This is a genomic window from Methylobacter sp. S3L5C, from assembly GCF_022788635.1.
Classification (GTDB): domain Bacteria; phylum Pseudomonadota; class Gammaproteobacteria; order Methylococcales; family Methylomonadaceae; genus Methylobacter_C.
This window is the reverse complement of sequence record NZ_CP076024.1, coordinates 786,955-806,156: the sequence shown is the minus strand read 5'-3', so window position 1 is coordinate 806,156 and position 19,202 is coordinate 786,955. Positions and strand designations below refer to the sequence as shown.

8 protein-coding genes are annotated in these 19,202 nt (G+C 44.5%); 2 read left to right on the top strand and 6 right to left on the bottom strand.

What is annotated here, in order from left to right; translation table 11 throughout:
- Positions 1-146: 146 nt before the first annotated feature.
- Positions 147-2,390: a catalase/peroxidase HPI gene (katG, locus tag KKZ03_RS03840; RefSeq protein ID WP_243220166.1), complete on the top strand. Its 2,244-nt coding sequence runs from the start codon at positions 147-149 to the stop codon at positions 2,388-2,390.
- A gap of 276 nt (positions 2,391-2,666) precedes the next feature.
- On the opposite strand, the gene KKZ03_RS03835 is transcribed toward katG, so the two are convergent.
- The 3 genes from KKZ03_RS03835 to KKZ03_RS03825 form a co-directional block, all read right to left on the bottom strand.
- Entirely contained in the window at positions 2,667-3,995 is a 1,329-nt protein-coding gene (locus tag KKZ03_RS03835) for an ATP-binding protein (protein ID WP_243220164.1), read from the bottom strand.
- A gap of 65 nt (positions 3,996-4,060) precedes the next feature.
- Positions 4,061-4,537, bottom strand: coding sequence for a YbjN domain-containing protein (locus tag KKZ03_RS03830; RefSeq protein ID WP_243220163.1), 477 nt, complete (start codon positions 4,535-4,537; stop codon positions 4,061-4,063).
- Positions 4,538-4,585: 48 nt separating this feature from the next.
- Positions 4,586-7,726 carry a DUF4157 domain-containing protein gene (locus tag KKZ03_RS03825; RefSeq protein ID WP_243220162.1) on the bottom strand — a complete coding sequence of 1,047 codons (3,141 nt, stop codon included), beginning with the start codon at positions 7,724-7,726 and terminating at the stop codon, positions 4,586-4,588.
- A 241-nt stretch (positions 7,727-7,967) separates the two neighbouring features.
- Between KKZ03_RS03825 and KKZ03_RS03820 the strand changes: the two genes are divergently transcribed.
- On the top strand, positions 7,968-9,464 hold the full coding sequence (locus tag KKZ03_RS03820) for an ISNCY family transposase (protein WP_243216937.1): 1,497 nt from the start codon (positions 7,968-7,970) through the stop codon (positions 9,462-9,464).
- Between the two features lie 198 nt (positions 9,465-9,662).
- On the opposite strand, the gene KKZ03_RS03815 is transcribed toward KKZ03_RS03820, so the two are convergent.
- From KKZ03_RS03815 to KKZ03_RS03805, 3 genes are read right to left on the bottom strand one after another with little or no spacing between them, the layout of a single operon-like run.
- A complete protein-coding gene (locus KKZ03_RS03815) occupies positions 9,663-11,600 on the bottom strand; it encodes a contractile injection system tape measure protein (RefSeq protein ID WP_243220161.1) in 1,938 nt (645 codons plus the stop codon).
- The gene (locus KKZ03_RS03810; RefSeq protein ID WP_243220159.1) at positions 11,597-15,778 is read right to left on the bottom strand and encodes an Ig-like domain-containing protein; all 4,182 of its coding nucleotides are present in this window, start codon (positions 15,776-15,778) and stop codon (positions 11,597-11,599) included. The genes KKZ03_RS03815 and KKZ03_RS03810 overlap by 4 nt, the downstream gene beginning before the upstream one ends.
- 39 nt (positions 15,779-15,817) lie before the next feature.
- Positions 15,818-19,201, bottom strand: coding sequence for a hypothetical protein (locus KKZ03_RS03805; RefSeq protein WP_243220158.1), 3,384 nt, complete (start codon positions 19,199-19,201; stop codon positions 15,818-15,820).
- Position 19,202 lies beyond the last annotated feature (1 nt).

Below are 19,202 nucleotides of genomic sequence, written 5' to 3'. Positions count from 1 at the left end.
ATGGTTTTATATGGAATACTAAAATCAATACGCTTGAATTTACTATCTGTTCCGTGGTATTTTTTGTGCCTTTTAAACCTTTTGCAACTTTAAAATTAGATAATCTGCAGAGACTGTATCAATCCATAGAACAGGAGAAAATATATATGTTGAAAATAAAAATACCAGGCGTAGTGTTTTTGGCACTAGCCTTTTCCCAAGTTGGCTACTCAGCAGAAACTCCCGCACCTTTAAAAAGTACTGTGGATCTGCAGACGATGTCTAATCAATTTTGGTGGCCAGAAAGACTTGATTTGGCACCTCTTCGTCAACACTCGGCTGAGTCCAGTCCGATGGACAGAAAGTTCAACTACGCTAAAGAGTTTAAGAAAGTCGATATTAAGGCTGTCAAGAAAGATATCGAGATCTTGATGAAAACATCTCAAGACTGGTGGCCTGCAGATTACGGAACCTACGGACCGTTTTTTATCCGGATGGCCTGGCATAATGCGGGTACCTATCGTGTAGCTGACGGGCGCGGCGGAGCCAGCGGCGGTCAACAGCGCTTCGAACCTTTAAATAGTTGGCCTGATAACGCAAATCTGGATAAAGCGCGACGCTTGCTTTGGCCGATCAAGAGCAAGTATGGTAGTGAAATTTCATGGGCCGACCTGATAGTCCTTACCGGTAACGTCGCTTTAGAGTCCATGGGCTTTAAAACTTTCGGTTTTGCCGGTGGACGGGCGGATGACTGGGAAGCCGATTTAGTCTATTGGGGGCCTGAGAAAAAATGGCTCGGTGATGAACGGTATAAGGATGGCCGAAAATTAGACAATCCACTGGCTGCGGTTCAGATGGGGCTGATTTATGTCAACCCGGAAGGACCAAACGGTAATCCTGATTCACTGGCAGCCGCTAAAGATATTCGGGAAACTTTTGCCCGAATGGCTATGAACGACGAAGAGACAGTTGCCCTGATCGCCGGCGGACACACTTTTGGTAAAGCCCATGGTAATGGCGATCCATCGAAATGTGCCGGTCCTGCACCGGCAGCTGCCGGTATTGAAGAGCAGGGTTTAGGTTGGAAAAACAAGTGTGGTAAAGGCAATGGCGTCGACACGATCACAAGTGGGTTGGAAGGTGCTTGGACCATGGACCCTGCTAAATGGACTCACCAATATTTAACTAATCTGTTTACCTACGAATGGGTAAAGACCAAAAGCCCGGCCGGAGCCACGCAGTGGATTCCTAAAGATGACGCGGCTGCAAATTTGGTGCCTGATGCGCATGATAAAGATAAACGCCATGCGCCTATCATGATGACTACCGATATTGCCCTCAAAGCCGATCCGGCTTACGAAAGAATTGCCAAACGTTTTCTGGATAACCCAAAAGAGTTTGAGCTCGCCTTTGCCAAGGCATGGTTCAAACTCACTCACCGCGATATGGGGCCTCGGACACGCTACGTTGGCACTGAAGTTCCTAAAGAGGTGCTAATTTGGCAAGATCCCATTCCCGAAGTAAATCACAAGCTGATTGATGCCAAGGATACTGAAGTTCTTAAGAACAAAATTCTGAAATCGGGCTTGACAGCGCCGGAACTGGTTCGAACTGCCTGGGCCTCAGCGGCATCCTTTCGTGGCACAGATATGCGGGGTGGAGCCAATGGCGCTCGTGTTCGCCTGGCTCCTGAAAAAGACTGGCCGGTCAATAATCCGGATGAACTTGCGAAGACTCTTGTGCAGTTAGAAGATATTCAAAAGGACTTTAACCGGACACAAGCCAATGGGAAAAAAGTATCACTGGCTGATTTGATTGTTTTGGGTGGCGGTGCCGGTATTGAGCAAGCTGCCAAGGCTGCAGGTTACAAGGTGAAGGTCCCCTTTACACCAGGACGAATGGATGCCTCACAAGAGCAAACGGATGTGAGTGCCTTTGCCGTTCTTGAGCCAAAAGCAGATGCATTCCGTAATTACTACGGTGAAGGTAACCCGATGTCACCGACAGAGATGTTGGTTGATCGGGCCAATATGCTCACACTGACCGTTCCTGAAATGACGGTTCTGGTTGGTGGCCTGCGTGTTTTAAATGCCAATGCAGGGCAATCTAATCAGGGTGTTTTTACCAGTAAACCCGGGACATTGAGTAATGACTTCTTCATAAACTTGCTTGATATGTCTACCAAGTGGGAGAAATCGTCCAAGTCTGAAGGGGTTTATGACGGTATTGACAGGAAAACAGGTGTTATTAAATGGACGGCTACTCCGGTAGACCTGATTTTTGGGTCGCATTCGGAACTGCGTGCCATTGCTGAAGTTTATGCTTCTGAAGGTGGAAAACAGAAATTTGCGACTGACTTTGTTACTGCCTGGAACAAGGTAATGATGCTTGATCGGTTCGATTTAAAATAATCTTGAAAATAGTTAAGCATTCCTCGAAAAGGTCTTGTAACTGTCATGGTTACAAGGCTTTTTTTGTTTAAGTATCCAAGTGAACAAGATGTTTGATTGTCAGTGCCCACCGGCACACTTATTCTTTGCAGATATAGATTCAGAAGTTGATAAAGCAATATTACTTTCTGTAGGGCACGCCCGTAATTAATTCATGGCTCTATAAGTCAGTAGAGTCTTTGCCGGCATGGTTCAATTCAATTTGAATATTTGCTTTCGAATACCCTAAAATGAAAGTTACACGACTTTTCCTTCCTTGATATACTCGCGCAGGATAGCGCTCTCCAGCCGTTTGAAGTCAATATAGAGTGATTGATCGGCCAAGGCCTCTATTGCACAATAATGCATGATATTGGTAATACCCGCACCGGTCAGTTCGAAACGGACTGCGATGTGTTGCCAGTCAATATCATCAGCAATGAGCATTTGCGGGGGAAAGGCTTTATTCCAGATTTGATAACGTTCTTCCGGTCGTGGCATTGGAAAATGGATGATGGTCTGAAAGCGCCGGGCAAAAGCATTGTCTATATTGCTGCGTTGATTGGTGGCTAATATCACCAGTCCGTTGTAGCTCTCAATACGTTGCAATAAATAAGCGACTTCCTGATTGGCATACTTATCATGAGCATCGCGGATGTCTGTGCGTTTGCCGAAGAGGGCATCGGCCTCGTCAAAAAACAAAATCCAGTTTTTATGCTCGGCTTTATCGAATAGTTTTGACAGGTTTTTTTCCGTCTCGCCAATATATTTGGACACCACCCGCGACAGGTCTATGCGAAATACGTTTTTGCCTGTGTATTTTCCCAATAAAGTTGCTGTCAGCGTTTTTCCCGTGCCGGAGGGCCCGTAAAACAGGGCACGGTAACCGGACTTTAGCTTTTTGTGCATGCCCCAATCTTGCAACAGGGTATCGTTGTAAGTGATCCAATTTTCAATTTCGCGAATATGACACAAGGTGTTCGGATGTAGCACCAGGTCTTCCCATTCCATTCCGGTTTCCAGGTATTCAGCCGGGAAGTCCATGCTGAAGCGCGGCTTGGCGACCGTACCGAGAGTTAATAGTTCGATAATTTCCGGGTCAAGGATTAAACGACCACTCATCAAAGGCTCCCCCATAGTTACCGGTTCAAGCCAGAGAATTCGTTGCTGTGAAAACCAATACTCACTGCTCAAAATATGCTGCACGTTGAGGCGCTTTTTAATGTCATCGCCACCAAGGATGAATTGTGCCGTTTCGCCAGTAGGAAGAATGCCCCGATGGTGGCTGCCTTTAACACCGCCAAACTCAGGGAAGTCACCACCTTCTGGAAGGTATTCGGCAATGATTTGATTGAAGAAACGGGGATTTAAATGCGGCGTGATGACCAGCATCAATAGTGCAAGTTCTTCAAAACCGGGTTCTCTACCCGCAATAAATTGAGCCAGCCAGGAATTATCATTATGCAAATTTAACGGACTGATTTCAACGTTTTCAGCTTGTCCAAAGTGAGCACGCAGACATTTGGTAACAACGTCTTTCAGCCAGTTTAAAGCCTGTTCCAAATTAATGGCATTTACGCTCATCATCGTTCACCCTCGTTAATCCTGCGCGCTGTAAGGACAAGTTACAATTTTTATGATCGATTTTATACTTAAATAGGGTTCCAATCGGTCGCATTCTTGCCTTTGGCGATAACCTCGATCAAGGCATCTCCATAAGTCTCTATAGCGATCATTGCTGGAAGAATCGCATTTTGAATCATTTTTCCGGTTAATTCAGTGTCACAGAAATTGATACTGGATTTAAAATGTACTTGGCCATCGTTATAGTCCATTTCGAAATTACCGATCTTGAGTCCCCAGTTTATACGTGTTAATAACTTTGCCAGATCATCGCGACGCTCAGGCGGCACGGCTATTCCAAAATTGAAATAGATGATTAACTGCTCTGCTGCGATTGATACGGCAGCAAGTAAACTTGACACGGGGATGTGGGGTGGACCAAAGTCGACGTAGAAACCATTTCCTTCCTCAATAGACTCTGGTTCCCATTCAAGCTTGGTAAGTGTTTCTTTAAGCGTATTGATTGCTCTCGTTATTCTCAAGTGTTTAGAAGTTTTCGGTTCCATTTTTTTCTCTAAGTTATCTTGTCGCTTGGCTTACCAACAATTATGGCATTATAGTGTCGGCTTAAAATCTGAAGTCAGCGCATATTTGTCCACCATCTTCTTGATATGCGCCTTCAGCTTGTTTGCATTCTGGTAGTCAGGATGCCTTGTGTCAAGTCGCTCGCCAAGTGCTCTGTTCACCGAGAGTCCACCCAGGAACAGGTTATCAACGTCGTTGAAGAATCTACGATGGAGTGTTTTGGCAGCTTTCAGGATGGCTTTGTCTGTAAGCGGCGAAGCTACCGGTTCTTTCGGGTCCAGCAATTCTTTCCCTTTTGACCATTTTTTGCCTTTTAGCGTACTTTCGTAATGTTGAGACATGTCGTTCGACGAGATGACATGACATCGGTCAAGTTCGGCCTTGACCAAGTCAAGGTTGTTCGGGTTGACTGCATCGTTGGTTTTTTTACTAAAGCCACTTGGTCTCGGGATTAAGATGTCTGTTATTACCTTGTCAGCAGAACTCTTGATAAAGGCCTTGGGAGTTTTTTTCTTTGGATTGATTTCCCCTTCAAAGTGAATACCTTCTTTGGTGTCTTCAGTACTGTCAACGATCAATTCGAGTGACACCATTTTGTATTTGGTTTTTATTGATGGTAAAGCCGTCTTGATCTCATCTTCCGATATGTCCGGCTTTGCCCTTATCGCTTCCGCTTCGCTGATAGCCTTGTCGAGATCCGCCTGTTTTTGTTCCGGTGTACGGTCATCTTTTTTATCTTTCCCAAACAGTTTCTTCAGCATATTCCCCAGCCACGCCACAATTTTATCCAGGCCCTTATCAATCGGCTGGCGAATCTTCTTTACAATGCCGACAATTTTTTCAGGGATATTGCCCAAGCCTGCAAATTTTGCCAGAAAGGCAATAATCACCGTCAGCGTATTGGCCATGGTTTGTTCTACTTTTTTGGCGGCACTGGAAACTTGTCCGGCAGCAATGGCCGAAATGGAATCGATAAAAGAGGCAACGACGGCGGCAATTTGGTTGATTTTCTGGATAAAGAAAGTAACTGTGTTGTAAATGGCAATAATGGCCTGCACAACTGCACCGGCTGGATTGAGCATCATCACCAGTTTGGCCACAGCGGCTTTGACGACTTCGGTGGTGATCATCTGTGTTACTTGGGCAATTAATTGGCCTTTTAATTCGCTCAGTTCCGTCTTGATCTGTTCCCAGGCTGCGACCGGGCCATCTTTAACCAACGTGACCAGAATACCGGCAGTTTTTTCCAAACCTGCCAGTACCGGTTCAGGGATTATTTTAACCAGTTTACCGCGAATGTTTTGCCAGGTTAAACCCAGAACTGACAGCACTAATTTAATAATTTCCATCAAATCAAATGATTTTGGGATATAAACGCCTGCGTCACCTAATGGCCCGGTAATCCATTTAATGAGCGCAGTCTTTAAGTGCGTCAAAATATTGGCAGCAAACATCTCGAAGCCCTGTTTACCGGCACGAACCAGATTGCCGACAAAACCGACAGGATCTTTAATAATGGTCGCGAAAGCGGCTTGCGCTTTTTTGATATAAGGCATAACACCTGGCGCTACCACCGAGAATAAAATTTCCAGCAAACTAAGGACTTGTTTAAATCCCCAACTGATAAAATCGGTAGCGATGTTGATAAAGGCGCCGACAATTTTAGTAAAAGCACCGGCGACGGTAATGATGTCCTGGAAAGTCAATGAGGTGATGGTGTCGATGATTTTACGGGGAACCGTGCGAACAAAGCCCATCAGGCCTTCCAGTGCACCTTGAAACCAGGCCCAGGCTTTTGCGATGGCATTACCTTTTTTGATGTTTTCCCAGACTTCCTCTTGTCCAATGAGCTTCATAAACCCGCCGATGAGCGTATCGGCAGTGCGCGGAACGGGTTCGCCGGTAATGGGATCTTCACCAAGGATGGCTTTTAGCAAATCGTAGCCGCGGGTACCTTGAGCCAGAGCGGCGAGAGGTTTTAGAATCACATCTTTAACCATTTTTAATATTTCGCTGGCAACACTGATTCCAAAACTGATAAGCCGGCCAATCGGATTGGTAAAGATGCTTTTGGCGCGATCCCAGACGCCGCCGAGATCGAAAATATCCCTCCAGCTTAAGGAATCAATAAAGCGTTTTAATCCGCCAATAATATCGCTGCCAATATCACCGAGTATGGTGATTTTTTGTTCTATCCATGCGGCAGCCTTATTAATGACGCCATGGTTGTCGAGCGCTTGGGTAATCAGCGGGCCGCCTGGAATGAGTTCAATCAGTCCGCGTAAAAGATTGGCTGCATTGCGGTCGGCTGAGCGCATATTAATGGGGTTGAACCCTAAAATAATAGTCAGTAATCTAAAACCTGGAATGTAATAGGCTTTATCGGCAAAGTAATCCAAAGCATCTTGTATCCCCAGTCGTTGCACGGGCGGCGGTGTGGTTGTCGTAATCTCTTGCGGACTGCGTTGTAGGGCATGACCTTGCTGAATGGTATGAGTCAGTTCATGGGCCAGCAGTTGTTTGCCTTCGCTGGTTCCTGGTTGGTATTGATCGCGAGAGAAGAAAACGTGATTTTGATGGGTAAATGCTCTGGCGCTTAATTGGTTGCTAAGGCTGGCGGATTCAGGATCGCTGTGGACGCGCACGTTACTGAAGTCAGCATTAAAACGCGGCTCCATGTAACTGCGCACATCAGTGGAAAGCGGCTGGCCACCGCCTGCAGTTTTGCTTTTAATGGCTGATTGTGTGCTTGTACCAACGGCAGGAATGCCATCACCTTTACGTTGTAGTTTTTCTTCAGTAGCTGGCGCTTTTTGTAGTTTATCATCTTCTTTTTTCTGGACTTTCTCTTCCGGCATTGCCGCTTTTTGGATTTTGTCTTCTTCCTTTTTCGGTGATTTTTCTTTCGGCTGGCGTTGCAGCTTTTCTTCTTTGCCGATGACTGGGGTAGGGGCAGGCATCCGCATCACTTTATCAGCCATTTTATCGGCTTCCTGTTCAAACTTGTCACCGGGCTTGTTCACCGCCATTTTCATTTGCACGCTTGGAGCGCCGGTTGCTGCGGGCGCGAAAAAATTACCCCCACCCGCTTTTGCAAAGAAAGGCTGGCTCGCGGCCTGGTTGGTAGTAGCCGCGGTGGTACTGGATGATTTTTCTGAACTCGCTTTCATGTCGCGTTTCCTAAGTCATCATTTAATTAGTGTTTGAACGGTAATAAATTATTTAATACAAAACAATAAGTTGCGATAAAATAGGCTATTGAAAATCAAATAACAGCCTATTGGCGTATAAAATGCTGAATTTAAGTAACTTGCTGATAATTATGATTATTATTTTCATCGAAAAGGGCTTGGCAAAAGCTACCTCCCGGATAAGCGCCTCAGCTTTCAAATTCTCGTTGGAAAACTCCCGATGAGAAAGGTATTTTCTCCACAAATGAGCATCGGTCAACGCGATATTGCTGATATCAAAATAGATGTTTCCTCCCGTGATGACATTCCGATCATCTTGCTGGGCTTGCAACACATTTATACGACTCAGCCATTAAGGGATGCTGTTTTTAAAATACTGGAGGATGTGGTGCCTACTAAAATTGACGCCGAAGTGACAAAAATCGTTGCCATCGACAAAGGCCGCCCCGGTATGAATCAATGGTCGATTTTGGTGTTAGGATCGCTACGCGTAGGACTGAATACAGACTATGATCGCATTCTGGAGTTGGCCAATCAGCATAACACCCTACGTGAAATGCTCGGTCTTGGTTGCTTTGATGCCGACAAACGCTATCGCCTGCAAACCTTGAAAGACAATCTCAAGCTGTTTACGCCAGCGATCATGGCGCGTATTAGTACTGAAGTTATTCGAGCCGGCTATCAATTACTGGATCTGGATATTCATGCGCTGATCAGAGGCCGTTGCGATTCTTTTGTGTTAAAAACCAACGTGCATTTTCCAACCGATATCAGTTTACTGCATGATGCGATCCGGATTCTGATTCGGACGTGCGTCAAATGGAGCTTGCAACATGCCTTGCCTGAATGGCGATTGCATAAGCACAACCTGTCTAAATTTAAAAGGCGGTATCGCACGCTGCAAAAACTCAAACATTCCACGTCAAAAAATGACGCTATCAAGGCCGCCAAAGCACTTGAGATCAAACAGGCCTACCAGGACTATATTGATTTGGCAGGGTTTTATCTTGAGCGCACTAAAGCCAGTATGTTGACGTTAAAAAATCACTTTCACATACCAGAAGTGTTGCTTACCGATCTGAGCACTTTTAGCCTGCATGCCGAACGTCAAATCGAGCAGATTAGACGTCGCGCTATTCAAGGAGAAACCATTCCCCATGATGAAAAAGTCTTTTCCCTGTTCCAGACCCACACCGAATGGATCAGCAAAGGCAAAGCCGGAGTCCCGGTTGAACTGGGCTTGCGGGTCTGTATCATGGAAGACCATCAGGGCTTTATATTGCACAGTCAAGTCATGCAAAAGACTACCGACGACAAAGTCGCCGTGCCGATGGTTAAAGCGACTCAAGTAAAATTCCCAAGTTTTAACGCCTGTAGCTTTGACAAAGGTTTCCACAGTCCGGCCAATCAAACCGACCTGAAAGCCCTCCTTGAGCAAGTCGTTTTACCCAAAAAAGGCAAGCTATCCAAAGCCGACCAGAATCGTGAATACACCGCGGAATTTAAACAGGCAAAAAAGCAACATTCCGCCGTAGAATCGGCTATTAATGCGTTAGAAGTACATGGGCTGGATAAGTGCCTTGATCATGGCATTGAAGCCTTCGAGCGTTATGTTGGCTTAGCCGTGTTATCGCGTAACATTCAAAAGCTCGGCACAATTAAACGCGACATGGAACGGCTAAGGCTTGTTAACGAGCAACAAAAACTAGCTGCCTGACGCTTTTTTGAGAACAGCCAACAGGTTATCCACAGGAAAGGTGCGCTTATAATTTGTGATTATTAGAAATAATTCTGAAAAACTGATGGTAAATCAGAAAATAAGTCGTTTGTTCCACTCCGGAAAGATTTTTCCAAAAAATATTTCCGGATGTTGAGCTGGTTTTTTTGAAAAGTGGCTTTTTCGTTCAGGCACTAATTAACTGGCCCATTCTACCCAAAGCATCCGTTGCATCCAGGGCAGTTGTATCATTGAAATGCCCCAAGGTAGCTGATTTAAAAGAATATCAACGGTTTTTGATTCAACCTGCAATAACCAATCGCCATCGTTACGCAGGGAAAGTTTTCCGAGTCTGAGGAGAAATGTTCCCCGTAAACCATCAATACTGGTATTTCGCAATGCATCCCAATGTTGGATTACCGCTTCAAGCAGCGCTTCGGCTTCGGCTTTTTCGGCATCGGTTAGAGCCATGTCAGATTTCACCGGCGTTTCTAAAGAAATATTACAGAGAATTTTTGATAAGATCAGTTCATATTCCGGTGCGATAGTCTGTCCGGTGATCATAAAATGGAGCAGACAACTAGCGCGTTCGGGTTGTAAAAGATGGTCTTCGGTAGCGAGACCTAACGCTTTGAAAAACTGGGGCAGGAAAGGGTGTAATAAAATCAGGCCGGCGTTTTCAATATAGATGCCTTCTTTGGCATCGACTGATGCTCTGAGTGTTGATTCCGCTTCATTCGCTGCAATTTCATATTGTTTAACGGACTGAGTAACGTTAAGCCAATGGCGCTCCAATATATTTTTCAGCGCTGTTTGTTGTAATGTTGTGGGTAAACTTTGCCATGCTTGACTGACAAGAGAGTGTTCGGTTAATGCTGTGTTCGTTGGTTTGACAGCAAAAATAATCTGCCAGAGATAGTGTTCAAACTGTTTTTTTATCAAGTCTGGGAGACTGGAGTTGTTTAACACTTGCAAAACGGTCTGCGTCAGCTTTTCGTTTGCCAGGGAAAGCTTGGGTGGTCGTAGACCCGAAGCTGGAGTTGATCCCGGCCAATGGTGCTCCAACAGACTTGCCAATTCTGCTTGTTGTAATGTTGCCGGTAGATTTTGCCATGTTTCTTTGACCAGAGTGTACTCTGTTAAGGTTTGATTTTTTGGGCTAACAGTAGAGATTGTCTGCCGGAGATAGTATTCAAACTGTTTTCTGGTAAAGGTAGTTAGATCAGAGTTATCGAGTGCTTGCAAAACTGCTTGTATCAGTTTTTGGTTTGGTAGGGAAAACCTGACAGGAGCAACGTTGGAACTCGTTGTTGAACCCGGCCAATAACGCTCCAACAGCTTTGCCAGTTTCGCTGGGCTTGCCAATGGAATTGGCAGTGTCTGCCAACTCTTGGTAACCAGTTGACTGACTGTTATGGCTTTACCGGTTGCGATAAAGGCAAAAACGGTTTCCCAAAGTTGTTGGATAAACAGTTTTACATCAGCCGCTGGCGCATCAGCGCTGTGCAAGATTGGTAAAACAGCTTTTATTGCTTTGCTGCTTTCGGAATCAAGTTGGTTAAGCAAGGTTTGTAAAAAATCAGTCGAAAATTGTCGAAGTAGACGTTTTCTTGGAATTGCTGCAGCAAGTACATTGCGTACCATATCTTCAGCATATAAATAATTCCGGCCTGACTGATTCCAGGAGTCCAGCAACACAGATTCTAAAGACTTGTTTTTAGGCAAATGAAAAGCCCAAGGTAAGCGACCTGTTTGTAAAAAATAAACAAAGGCTTCGTCGATACTCTGATGGCTGGTTTTGCGTTGGACATTTCTTGTTTCGGCAACCGGTTTATCAACGCTAATGGTTATTTGTTCTTGAATTGTTTTTTCCACAGCTTTTGCGACGATATCAGCCAGATCCTGTTCCAAACTATCGATATTCAGGGTTCCGGCATCTATTTCCAGACGCGCGATGAACCAGTTTTCATCTGCGGGTACACAATGGTCAAATACCCGTTCAAGGGCTGGCATTAGCCAATCCTGAGACAACTTCGATAAACGGTTTTGCAAAGCCAAAGCATCTGACTCCGTGCCGTTTACTTCGACATGGAGATATTGCTGCCGAATGGTGTGCCTGACTGCATTTGGCGTCATTGTGACTTAAGGTCAATGATGTCTTTAACCATAACCCTGCATCCTTTTTTGGTAAAGGCGGTGAGCCGAATGAGTTTAGTTGGGGGCTCAAATTGGGTAAAGGTGAAACTGGGTTGTTGACTGTTTGAGATCGGCGGGTTGCCGTTCTGTACTTCCCACAGATAAGCGACTGGTTTGTCGCTGCCAGAGGGCTCTACATTCAGGTTTGCCGTTAGTCCATCCACTTGCTGGCTGATTTTCAGCGTTAAATCCAGCTCTTGGTCACACAGCGGCTTAACTGGACTTTGCGGATTGCACTTGTCGATTTTGTAGCCGTCGAAGGCAGGAATTATTACGTTCAACAGAATTTTCTCTCCTTCTGTACTAACGATAGTGCTGGCAGTAGGCGTGACTGTTATAGTTGTTATTGGTACTTGATGTGTAACGATGCCAATAGGCCAACTCATTTGAAACTCGAATTGCAGGCATTCGAAATACTCAATCCACCAGATATCCAGACTATCTGGTTCTGATGAGCCATATTCAAATTTTAGCCAATCGGATTTGCCTGTCTTTTCAGCAATCAGCAAATTTATTTGTTTTGCAAAGCTCTCACCGTCTCCGGCAAATTCTTGCAAAATACTCTGAACTTCTTCTGATAGGTCAATCGTGTTGCCTTGCGGAAATTCAAATGAAAAACTGATTCGTGATTTTAATTCTAAAGAAGTGGCATACAATAAAAAACTGTAGCCACGTCGAACGGCAATGCCTTTACAAGGCAAATCGCAAGGCTTTTTGCCAACATATACCGTCGCTGTTTCATTGGCACTTTTGCCATAACTATCTTTTACAGTGTAGTTGATGACGGCATTTTGATTTTCAACAGTGCTATCAGGTGTATAGGTGATAGTTTTTCCTGTATTGATAACTAATACACCCTGTAATGGGCTGTTAAGTTTAGCTTCAATTAGCACCAATTCTGAACCAGCGTCGTTATCCAGTACATTGATGGTCACCGGCTTTTGGTATTCGGTCTTTACCGTGTCGGGTTCTGGTTGCAGTGGTATGCAAGTGTGCGTAAAAGTAAGTTCCTGCGCCGGGCAGATGGAACTGTCGCCAACCATTATCTTTACAGTTTCCCCGCTGATAAAAGGACCTACGGAAATGGAATGAATGTTGGGAGCATCAGAAATAATTGTTGCGACTTCCTTGCCATCAATCTTGAGCGGCAGTTTACCATTGGTAACCTTGATATTAACCGTATAAGTCTCATTCGAGTCATTACAAACCGGCTTCCCCGGTTCAAGGCTGAAGCGGGGGAAAATCTCAATTTCTTGTGGCAGTGAAACGCCGCCTTCAGCATCTCTAACGATGACTTTATGCTTACCGATACTCAGTTTAATCTGATCGTCGGTTAGCCGTATGTAAGTCAAATCGTCTATTTGCACTTCGCAAGGCGGCGTGCGGTAACTAAATTCAAAACGGACTACGGCTTTACCATCCTGGCCCTGACATTCCGGATGCAAAACAAAAATTGGACGGGGAGGAGGTAATACAAACTGCACGGGAGGACAATTTGAGCTGCGACGATAAGGCAGAAAAAAATCGGCAATCACAACACGTTCGGGTATATCAAAAATTTTGGGCGTTACAAAGGAAGGCCTGGTAATACCCAAGTTTGATAAGGCTTCTTCCGGTAAATTAACGCCCTGATTTTTAAGCGTGTCTATAAGTATTTTCTGCTCGTCGGTGGTCAGTTTCAGGGTTGGCAGGTTAGCTAATGAAGTTAGTCCTGTTTTGGTTAAGGCGCTGATTTTCAATGCACCGTTGAGCTTGTTGGTAATGAAGTTGCCTTTTTCCGCCAAATTAATTTCTGCTGAAGTTTCCTGATAAATCAGCACAAACGTACCGCCTTTGGATACGCCGGCCTTATGCTCTAGGCCGGGATTTTTACGTACGTAGTTGCTGAAAAAAATCAGTTCTTCGATTTGTTTTTTCCGACGTTCCAGTTCGGCACCCAGTTCTTCCAGACGCTCGATCAGACAGTTGTACAGGAGTTCATTTAACGCTTTCGATAGTTGTTCTTTTTGTTCCGGGGTGATAATTGGATTTTGTTGAGGAGGTTGGTAGAGTTCAATGTCTTTCGAATAATCGACGATAGTTTTAATTAATTTTTGGTATTTGTTACTGATGCTTGCGTATTCCAAATCGCTGGCATTAGCCGGTAGTGAATTGGAAAAATCAACGAAGGCGCTAACTACATCGACTGGCTTGTTAATGACCAGATCGAAATCAGCGACAGAGAGCTTGCCGACGTCGGAATTCTCATTGAGAAGTTTCTGGACACTGTTTTTAAGTTTTATAGAGGTTATGGATGTAACTGAACTTTTGTTTATAGCGGTTGCTACGACTTTGCCCAGACTGCCTTCCGAGTTGGACAGAGAAGATAGCACATTTATTTTGGCGCTGAACTGAAGCGAAAGTTTATCGGTTAAAATTTTGCTGGTGTTCGATGAAATTTTTACTGGAATTAGGGTGTTTGTGATTATTTTGATTTTTTCCTTAAGTAGACACTCCAGTTCCTTGGCCCAAATATCGTAAATTACCTGCAAATCATTACTTAAGCAACTGGATATTAATGGATCTGAAGCCACAGGTTCAGGATGCGCATTGAGCGCAATCACATCAAATGGTAGTCGGTAGAAAGCAATTTTTTCAAGTAAATCCGTTAGCACCTTTCGCCAATCCAAATTGATGTGGCCTTCAATGCGAAAGAAATTATAATTTTCCAGGTCATAATTTAACGGCTCGACTTGTGTGTTTATGTAACGGTGGTATTGCGTTTCAACGTTGTAGCCCATGTTTTGGCTTGCACGACCGACTCTGGTTTTATGGAAATTCCATGCTGCCAGTAACGATGGATTTTTACTTAATGAATAGTAATGCGGAATTGCTTTTTTGGAGAGTGGTGCCCCCCCGAGACAGCTGGGAATGATTTTTACAACCGATTTAGGTATTGTCTCGATAGGATTTTTCGGAAATTCAAACTGTTCCAACATCAATTTAAGCCGCAGGAAAAGCTGTTGTATCTCGCTGCCCAACATTTTTTGTTCTGTCAATGCCGGTGAGGACCTAAAATAGTGCCGGTATATCTTGTGACCGGCAAAATTTTCCCCGTAGATTTCTCCTAATTCCAAGTGGCGAGGAAATACCTCGGCCGGCGGATTGCATAAGGCCATAAAATCCAGCGCTTTCCAGCGAAACTCATCATAAGCTTGAATGATATCATCGAAAAAATCATAGAAATATTGGGAGTAAATAACACCTTGCACTTTTTGGATTGATTCATATCGGGTGAAGATAGTCGTCAGTTTTTGTGATAAATAGTGTTCCCCAGGCAGCGTGAATAGTATTGGTTGGAAAGCAAGATATGCCTCATCCAAAGCATTACCCACTGTACCAAAGAAATTTTTGGATAAAATCTTCTGGTAAGCGGCAAAAATCGTTTGAGCATTGAGTTGGGCATTCACCAGGTTTCCAGCCAACAGATCAAGACGGGGCAGACGTAGATCAGGCAGATCAAGTCGTGCGCTCAGATCGGGAAAAAAATCGCCCTGCGCTTTGGCCTTTTCAATATTGGCCTTGATGGTTGTGTTTAGTGTTTCCAGTGCAGTTTTATCAATCAGCAGCTTGCGTATAGTGACAGTTACTTTTTTGCCTTTGTCATCACAGGACGAAGGACTGCAATTTTTTAGATTTTCTTCCAGCAATTCCACGAACAGCAGAACCACTTTATTTTCCAGGATAGCTTTGGCAAGCGGTGTGCCGTTTACATAATCGTCATGGCCCTCATCCAACAACTCCAAAAGCGGAGAGGCTTCATTGCCGGCATTAAGTAAAAGTGCATAACCATCTTCTTTCGGCACTTTATATGGATGATACTTTTTAGCCACAAAATCGTCATTACCTACCATCGCCAGATAACCCTCGGAAGTTACGCCGTAGCCTTTGTCCAGGGTAACAATTTTGTCCGAGTTCGTGACACTGATAGTTAATCCACACACGATGCCGATGCCATGCAGGGTCGCTCTGGTCAGTCGGCTTTGCTCGTCCTGGTAAATCCTCATGCAGTTGAGGTGGTCGCTGGTTAGTACCTGATTGGCTTCAAAAACCGGAAAGTCTATTTTAATGGGTATCATAACAGTACGTATTTAAGTGATTGAAGGGTTTTGGTTTGTTCATCCGCCGAGCATAGTATTTCCCAAGCGAACGGGATTAACATCGTTGCTATCGTCACAATCATGCAAAGTGGCAGGTGGATAGATACTTTGTAGCTTGCTCAGGCTTAGCACGACTTTCCAGAGTTTTATGGTGACATCAATGTAACGGGTATAAATATTCGAGAATTTTTTGGCCAGTTCATTTTCGTCTTTCAGAATTATGCCAAAATCCCTGATTTTATTTTCTGTAAATGCAAGGTTGAAAATACGCAATACCTCTTTTTTCTGTTCCTCCTGAGTATTGAATATTTTGTCTTCGAGGGCATTTTTTCTCATTTCTTCTGAAAATATTGCCCCGAATCTTTCAGCCAATTGGCTGGTACGACGTTTTCTCGTCAGTACATTGCTCCGCGAAATACCCAAGGCTGATAAAGCCAGTTCGACTTTTCTGAGTACTTGCTCGTTATCCCACCTGAATTTAGCATTGGCCTCCAACCAGCCATCCCATGCTTTTTTAAAGCGGTCATAAAGAAGCCAACGATCAGCCTCGGTGATACGGGTAAAGTGATCGGTAAGCATTTCAAAGACAGTACTACCGATTTCATTGTAGTTTTTTACATCGCTGTAAATGCTTACAAATGCTGGCATATTTGTTTCAAGCTGATTTTTAAGTGCCGTTTTTATGCTTGCTTCGCTGAGACCTTTATTAGCTCCGGACTTTATCCAGTCAATGAAAATGGGCTGTGCGGTGATCAAAAGCTGTTGGGCACCAAGCTGTACGCTGAACTCGGAAGGTGCAGAATTTTCGGCGTTTTTACCATTATTACGAAGGAATTGGCTCAACGGGATGAGTAAATTATTTTCCCAGTCTTCACCATAATCCAGATTGCTTACCCAGCAAATTTTGCCTAACAGATGTGATGGTATTTCCAGTTGGATGGTGCGGTCTGCAAATCGTCGCAGTTCAATATTTTTATTGAACGGTTCCTGCCAGCCTGGCATGATTACGGACAATTGGAAGGAGTATGGATCAGCTTTCTCGTCGCAGTTGGTGCAGTTTTTATCCAGACACACTTCCATTAACGCATCGCCGGGGAATTTTGGTCGCAATAGCAGGTGTTCAACGATGATAATGTTATCTTCCATCTCGGATTTCAACCCCAGAAGCAAGGCGATGCGTTGACGCAAGACGGGTTGGTTTTTTGAAGTTGGCAATATATCCAAGTAGTTAAAGCTTTTGTCACGATCCCGGCTAATGACGGGGTAGTTTTTTATAAAGGCAATTTTTTGCTTAATCAGCGTCGCCTGTGTTACTGGCTTTAACTCCCTATTGGAAGAGTAAAGCATCATGGCATAATCAGAGAAACTTTCGGCAAACCGGGCCATTAGGTGATCAAGGAAACGGTTGCGCCGATCAAGCTGTTCCGGTTCCGATTCGACAAGTTGTTGTAAACGGCCCGTATTAAGTTCGGAACTTAATAGTTCAGTGACACCTTTGATGAGCGCTTCATCACGAAGAGTACTAAAAAAATAAGTATGTAACTGGCTTTCATCCAGAGAAAACAGGCTTTTTACATTGGCGATTTGGGCGAGAGTATTTATCAGTAATTGCTCAAAAAATAGTAAGTAACCTTTCAATTGCTTTGTTTGTGCATGTCGTTTCTTGCTGGAAGGTTCACGCAGTCCTTCGATGCCGATGCCGTAAGTCAGTGGAAACGAATACTGCACCGGATAGTAGTCTGTTAACGACCGATAAGTGCCGACGGGCACAGGCAAGTCGAGTTCTTCGGGTGTCAGGTTTCTGATTTTCAGTCGCTCATCCTGCCCGCGTAATTGATTGAGAGTATCCTGAACTTCACTGGGTCTGGGAATAAACGGAAGGTCATTTTTGTAAAAAATAAACTTTGAATTGTCTACGTACAGACGGGGTTGACAGAGGTCGCTAATTTCCAGTGTCCAGGCCGCACTGGTTTTTTCCTTGGTATTGCTGATATCTGCAACACCGGTAACTGCTTGCCCATTTTGGTCGTAGCGGGTGAGTAGCAGGCTTTTTACAGTTAAAATGCCTTTAATTTCCACCAGTCGGTTGATGATGTCGGAAGTGCGCAGTTGAGACTTCAGTTGCGCTGCTTCAAGATCGGCCTGTTTAATAAAACCGTGAGCAAGTCTGGGACCGTCAAAAGCCTCATCCACCGGCATGCCTTCATCCATTAGCTCCTGTAAGGTATAAAATTTGATACCGGGATTGAAATAATTTTCTATTTCAAAAAGTACATTCGCCAATACCCATTCGATATCAGTATCGGGCGTTACTTCAATATCGGCACACACTGCAACGTCTTCTATGCAGACCACGGACAGGCTGTGAAAATCTTCGCATAGATTACGGTAGTTATGGATTTGCATTTTGACAGCTTCCAGCGCACGTTCAACGGTGGCCATTTTTTTTAGGAATGGTTCTGCTATGCCGACAATGAATTCATTTTTAAAATTGGTGATATCAGTAAGATCCCAGGTATCCTTGAAGGACTGGCTGACGTCGGTAACGCCAAAGAGCCTTAAAGGTACGTCCTGCAACAAAATGGCCGTAGTATCTTCAAACAGGATTTCTATAGTGGCAAAAAATACCCTGTTCCACTGTTTCCACCTGCGACTTTCTATATCCGGAGCGAGGATGTCTTCTCCCGCTTTATTGAGTAACACCTTAAGTTTGAAAGTTTTTATTTTTCGTTGTAGCAGGCCATCTTGGTCGACATATTCAGATGCCTGACCCCAAGCGCTCACATCCCAAACAGGAAAGCGAAATTCAGCGGTTATTGCGTAGTTGTTGGCGTGAATGTTCAGTATAAATGTGTGCTGAATTTTTCGATCATTCAAATCGCCCAGTACAGGATCGTGCTCAAGTTCCAGCAATACGTCGTAAGTCCCCTGAACGGTTACTTTGATTGCTGTATTCTGGGTACCCGGATGTTCAAAGGTTAGTTTGTCTTTTTCGCAGTCGGCATAAAGTGGCACCTCGCACAGACATTTGTTGCAGATTAACCAGGCATTGGCGACTTTGTCCAGGTCAATTAGAATTCGTCGAAAGTCATTAATTGTTAACGGGTTAATCGTTAGAATATCCCTGGCGGTGTAAAACGCCTGCCGTTCTGGTGTGTGGTTGCTTTCCGGCGATTCCGCGAGAATATCCTTGATGTTCCAGCCGGTACGAAAGCCCAGTTCGGTAATGGCGTAGCAAAGCGCTTCCAGAATGGTAATGCCGGGATCATGGCTGTTGTAGTCTGTCCACCATTTGCTGCCCATTTGCTCAATGTACTCAATTCCTTTACGGCGCAGAAAGAGATAGTCTGCACTTGACTCCAGTTTTGGATTTTTTTCAAGGCTGATTGGATTGATGGCCATT

Coding starts and splice junctions, on each gene's coding strand:
- KKZ03_RS03835 (WP_243220164.1), bottom strand. CDS start 3,995: ATGATGAGCGTAAATGCCATTAATTTGGAACAGGCTTTAAACTGGCTG.
- KKZ03_RS03830 (WP_243220163.1), bottom strand. CDS start 4,537: ATGGAACCGAAAACTTCTAAACACTTGAGAATAACGAGAGCAATCAAT.
- KKZ03_RS03825 (WP_243220162.1), bottom strand. CDS start 7,726: ATGAAAGCGAGTTCAGAAAAATCATCCAGTACCACCGCGGCTACTACC.
- KKZ03_RS03810 (WP_243220159.1), bottom strand. CDS start 15,778: ATGATACCCATTAAAATAGACTTTCCGGTTTTTGAAGCCAATCAGGTA.
- katG (WP_243220166.1), top strand. CDS start 147: ATGTTGAAAATAAAAATACCAGGCGTAGTGTTTTTGGCACTAGCCTTT.
- KKZ03_RS03805 (WP_243220158.1), bottom strand. CDS start 19,201: ATGGCCATCAATCCAATCAGCCTTGAAAAAAATCCAAAACTGGAGTCA.
- KKZ03_RS03815 (WP_243220161.1), bottom strand. CDS start 11,600: ATGACGCCAAATGCAGTCAGGCACACCATTCGGCAGCAATATCTCCAT.
- KKZ03_RS03820 (WP_243216937.1), top strand. CDS start 7,968: ATGAGAAAGGTATTTTCTCCACAAATGAGCATCGGTCAACGCGATATT.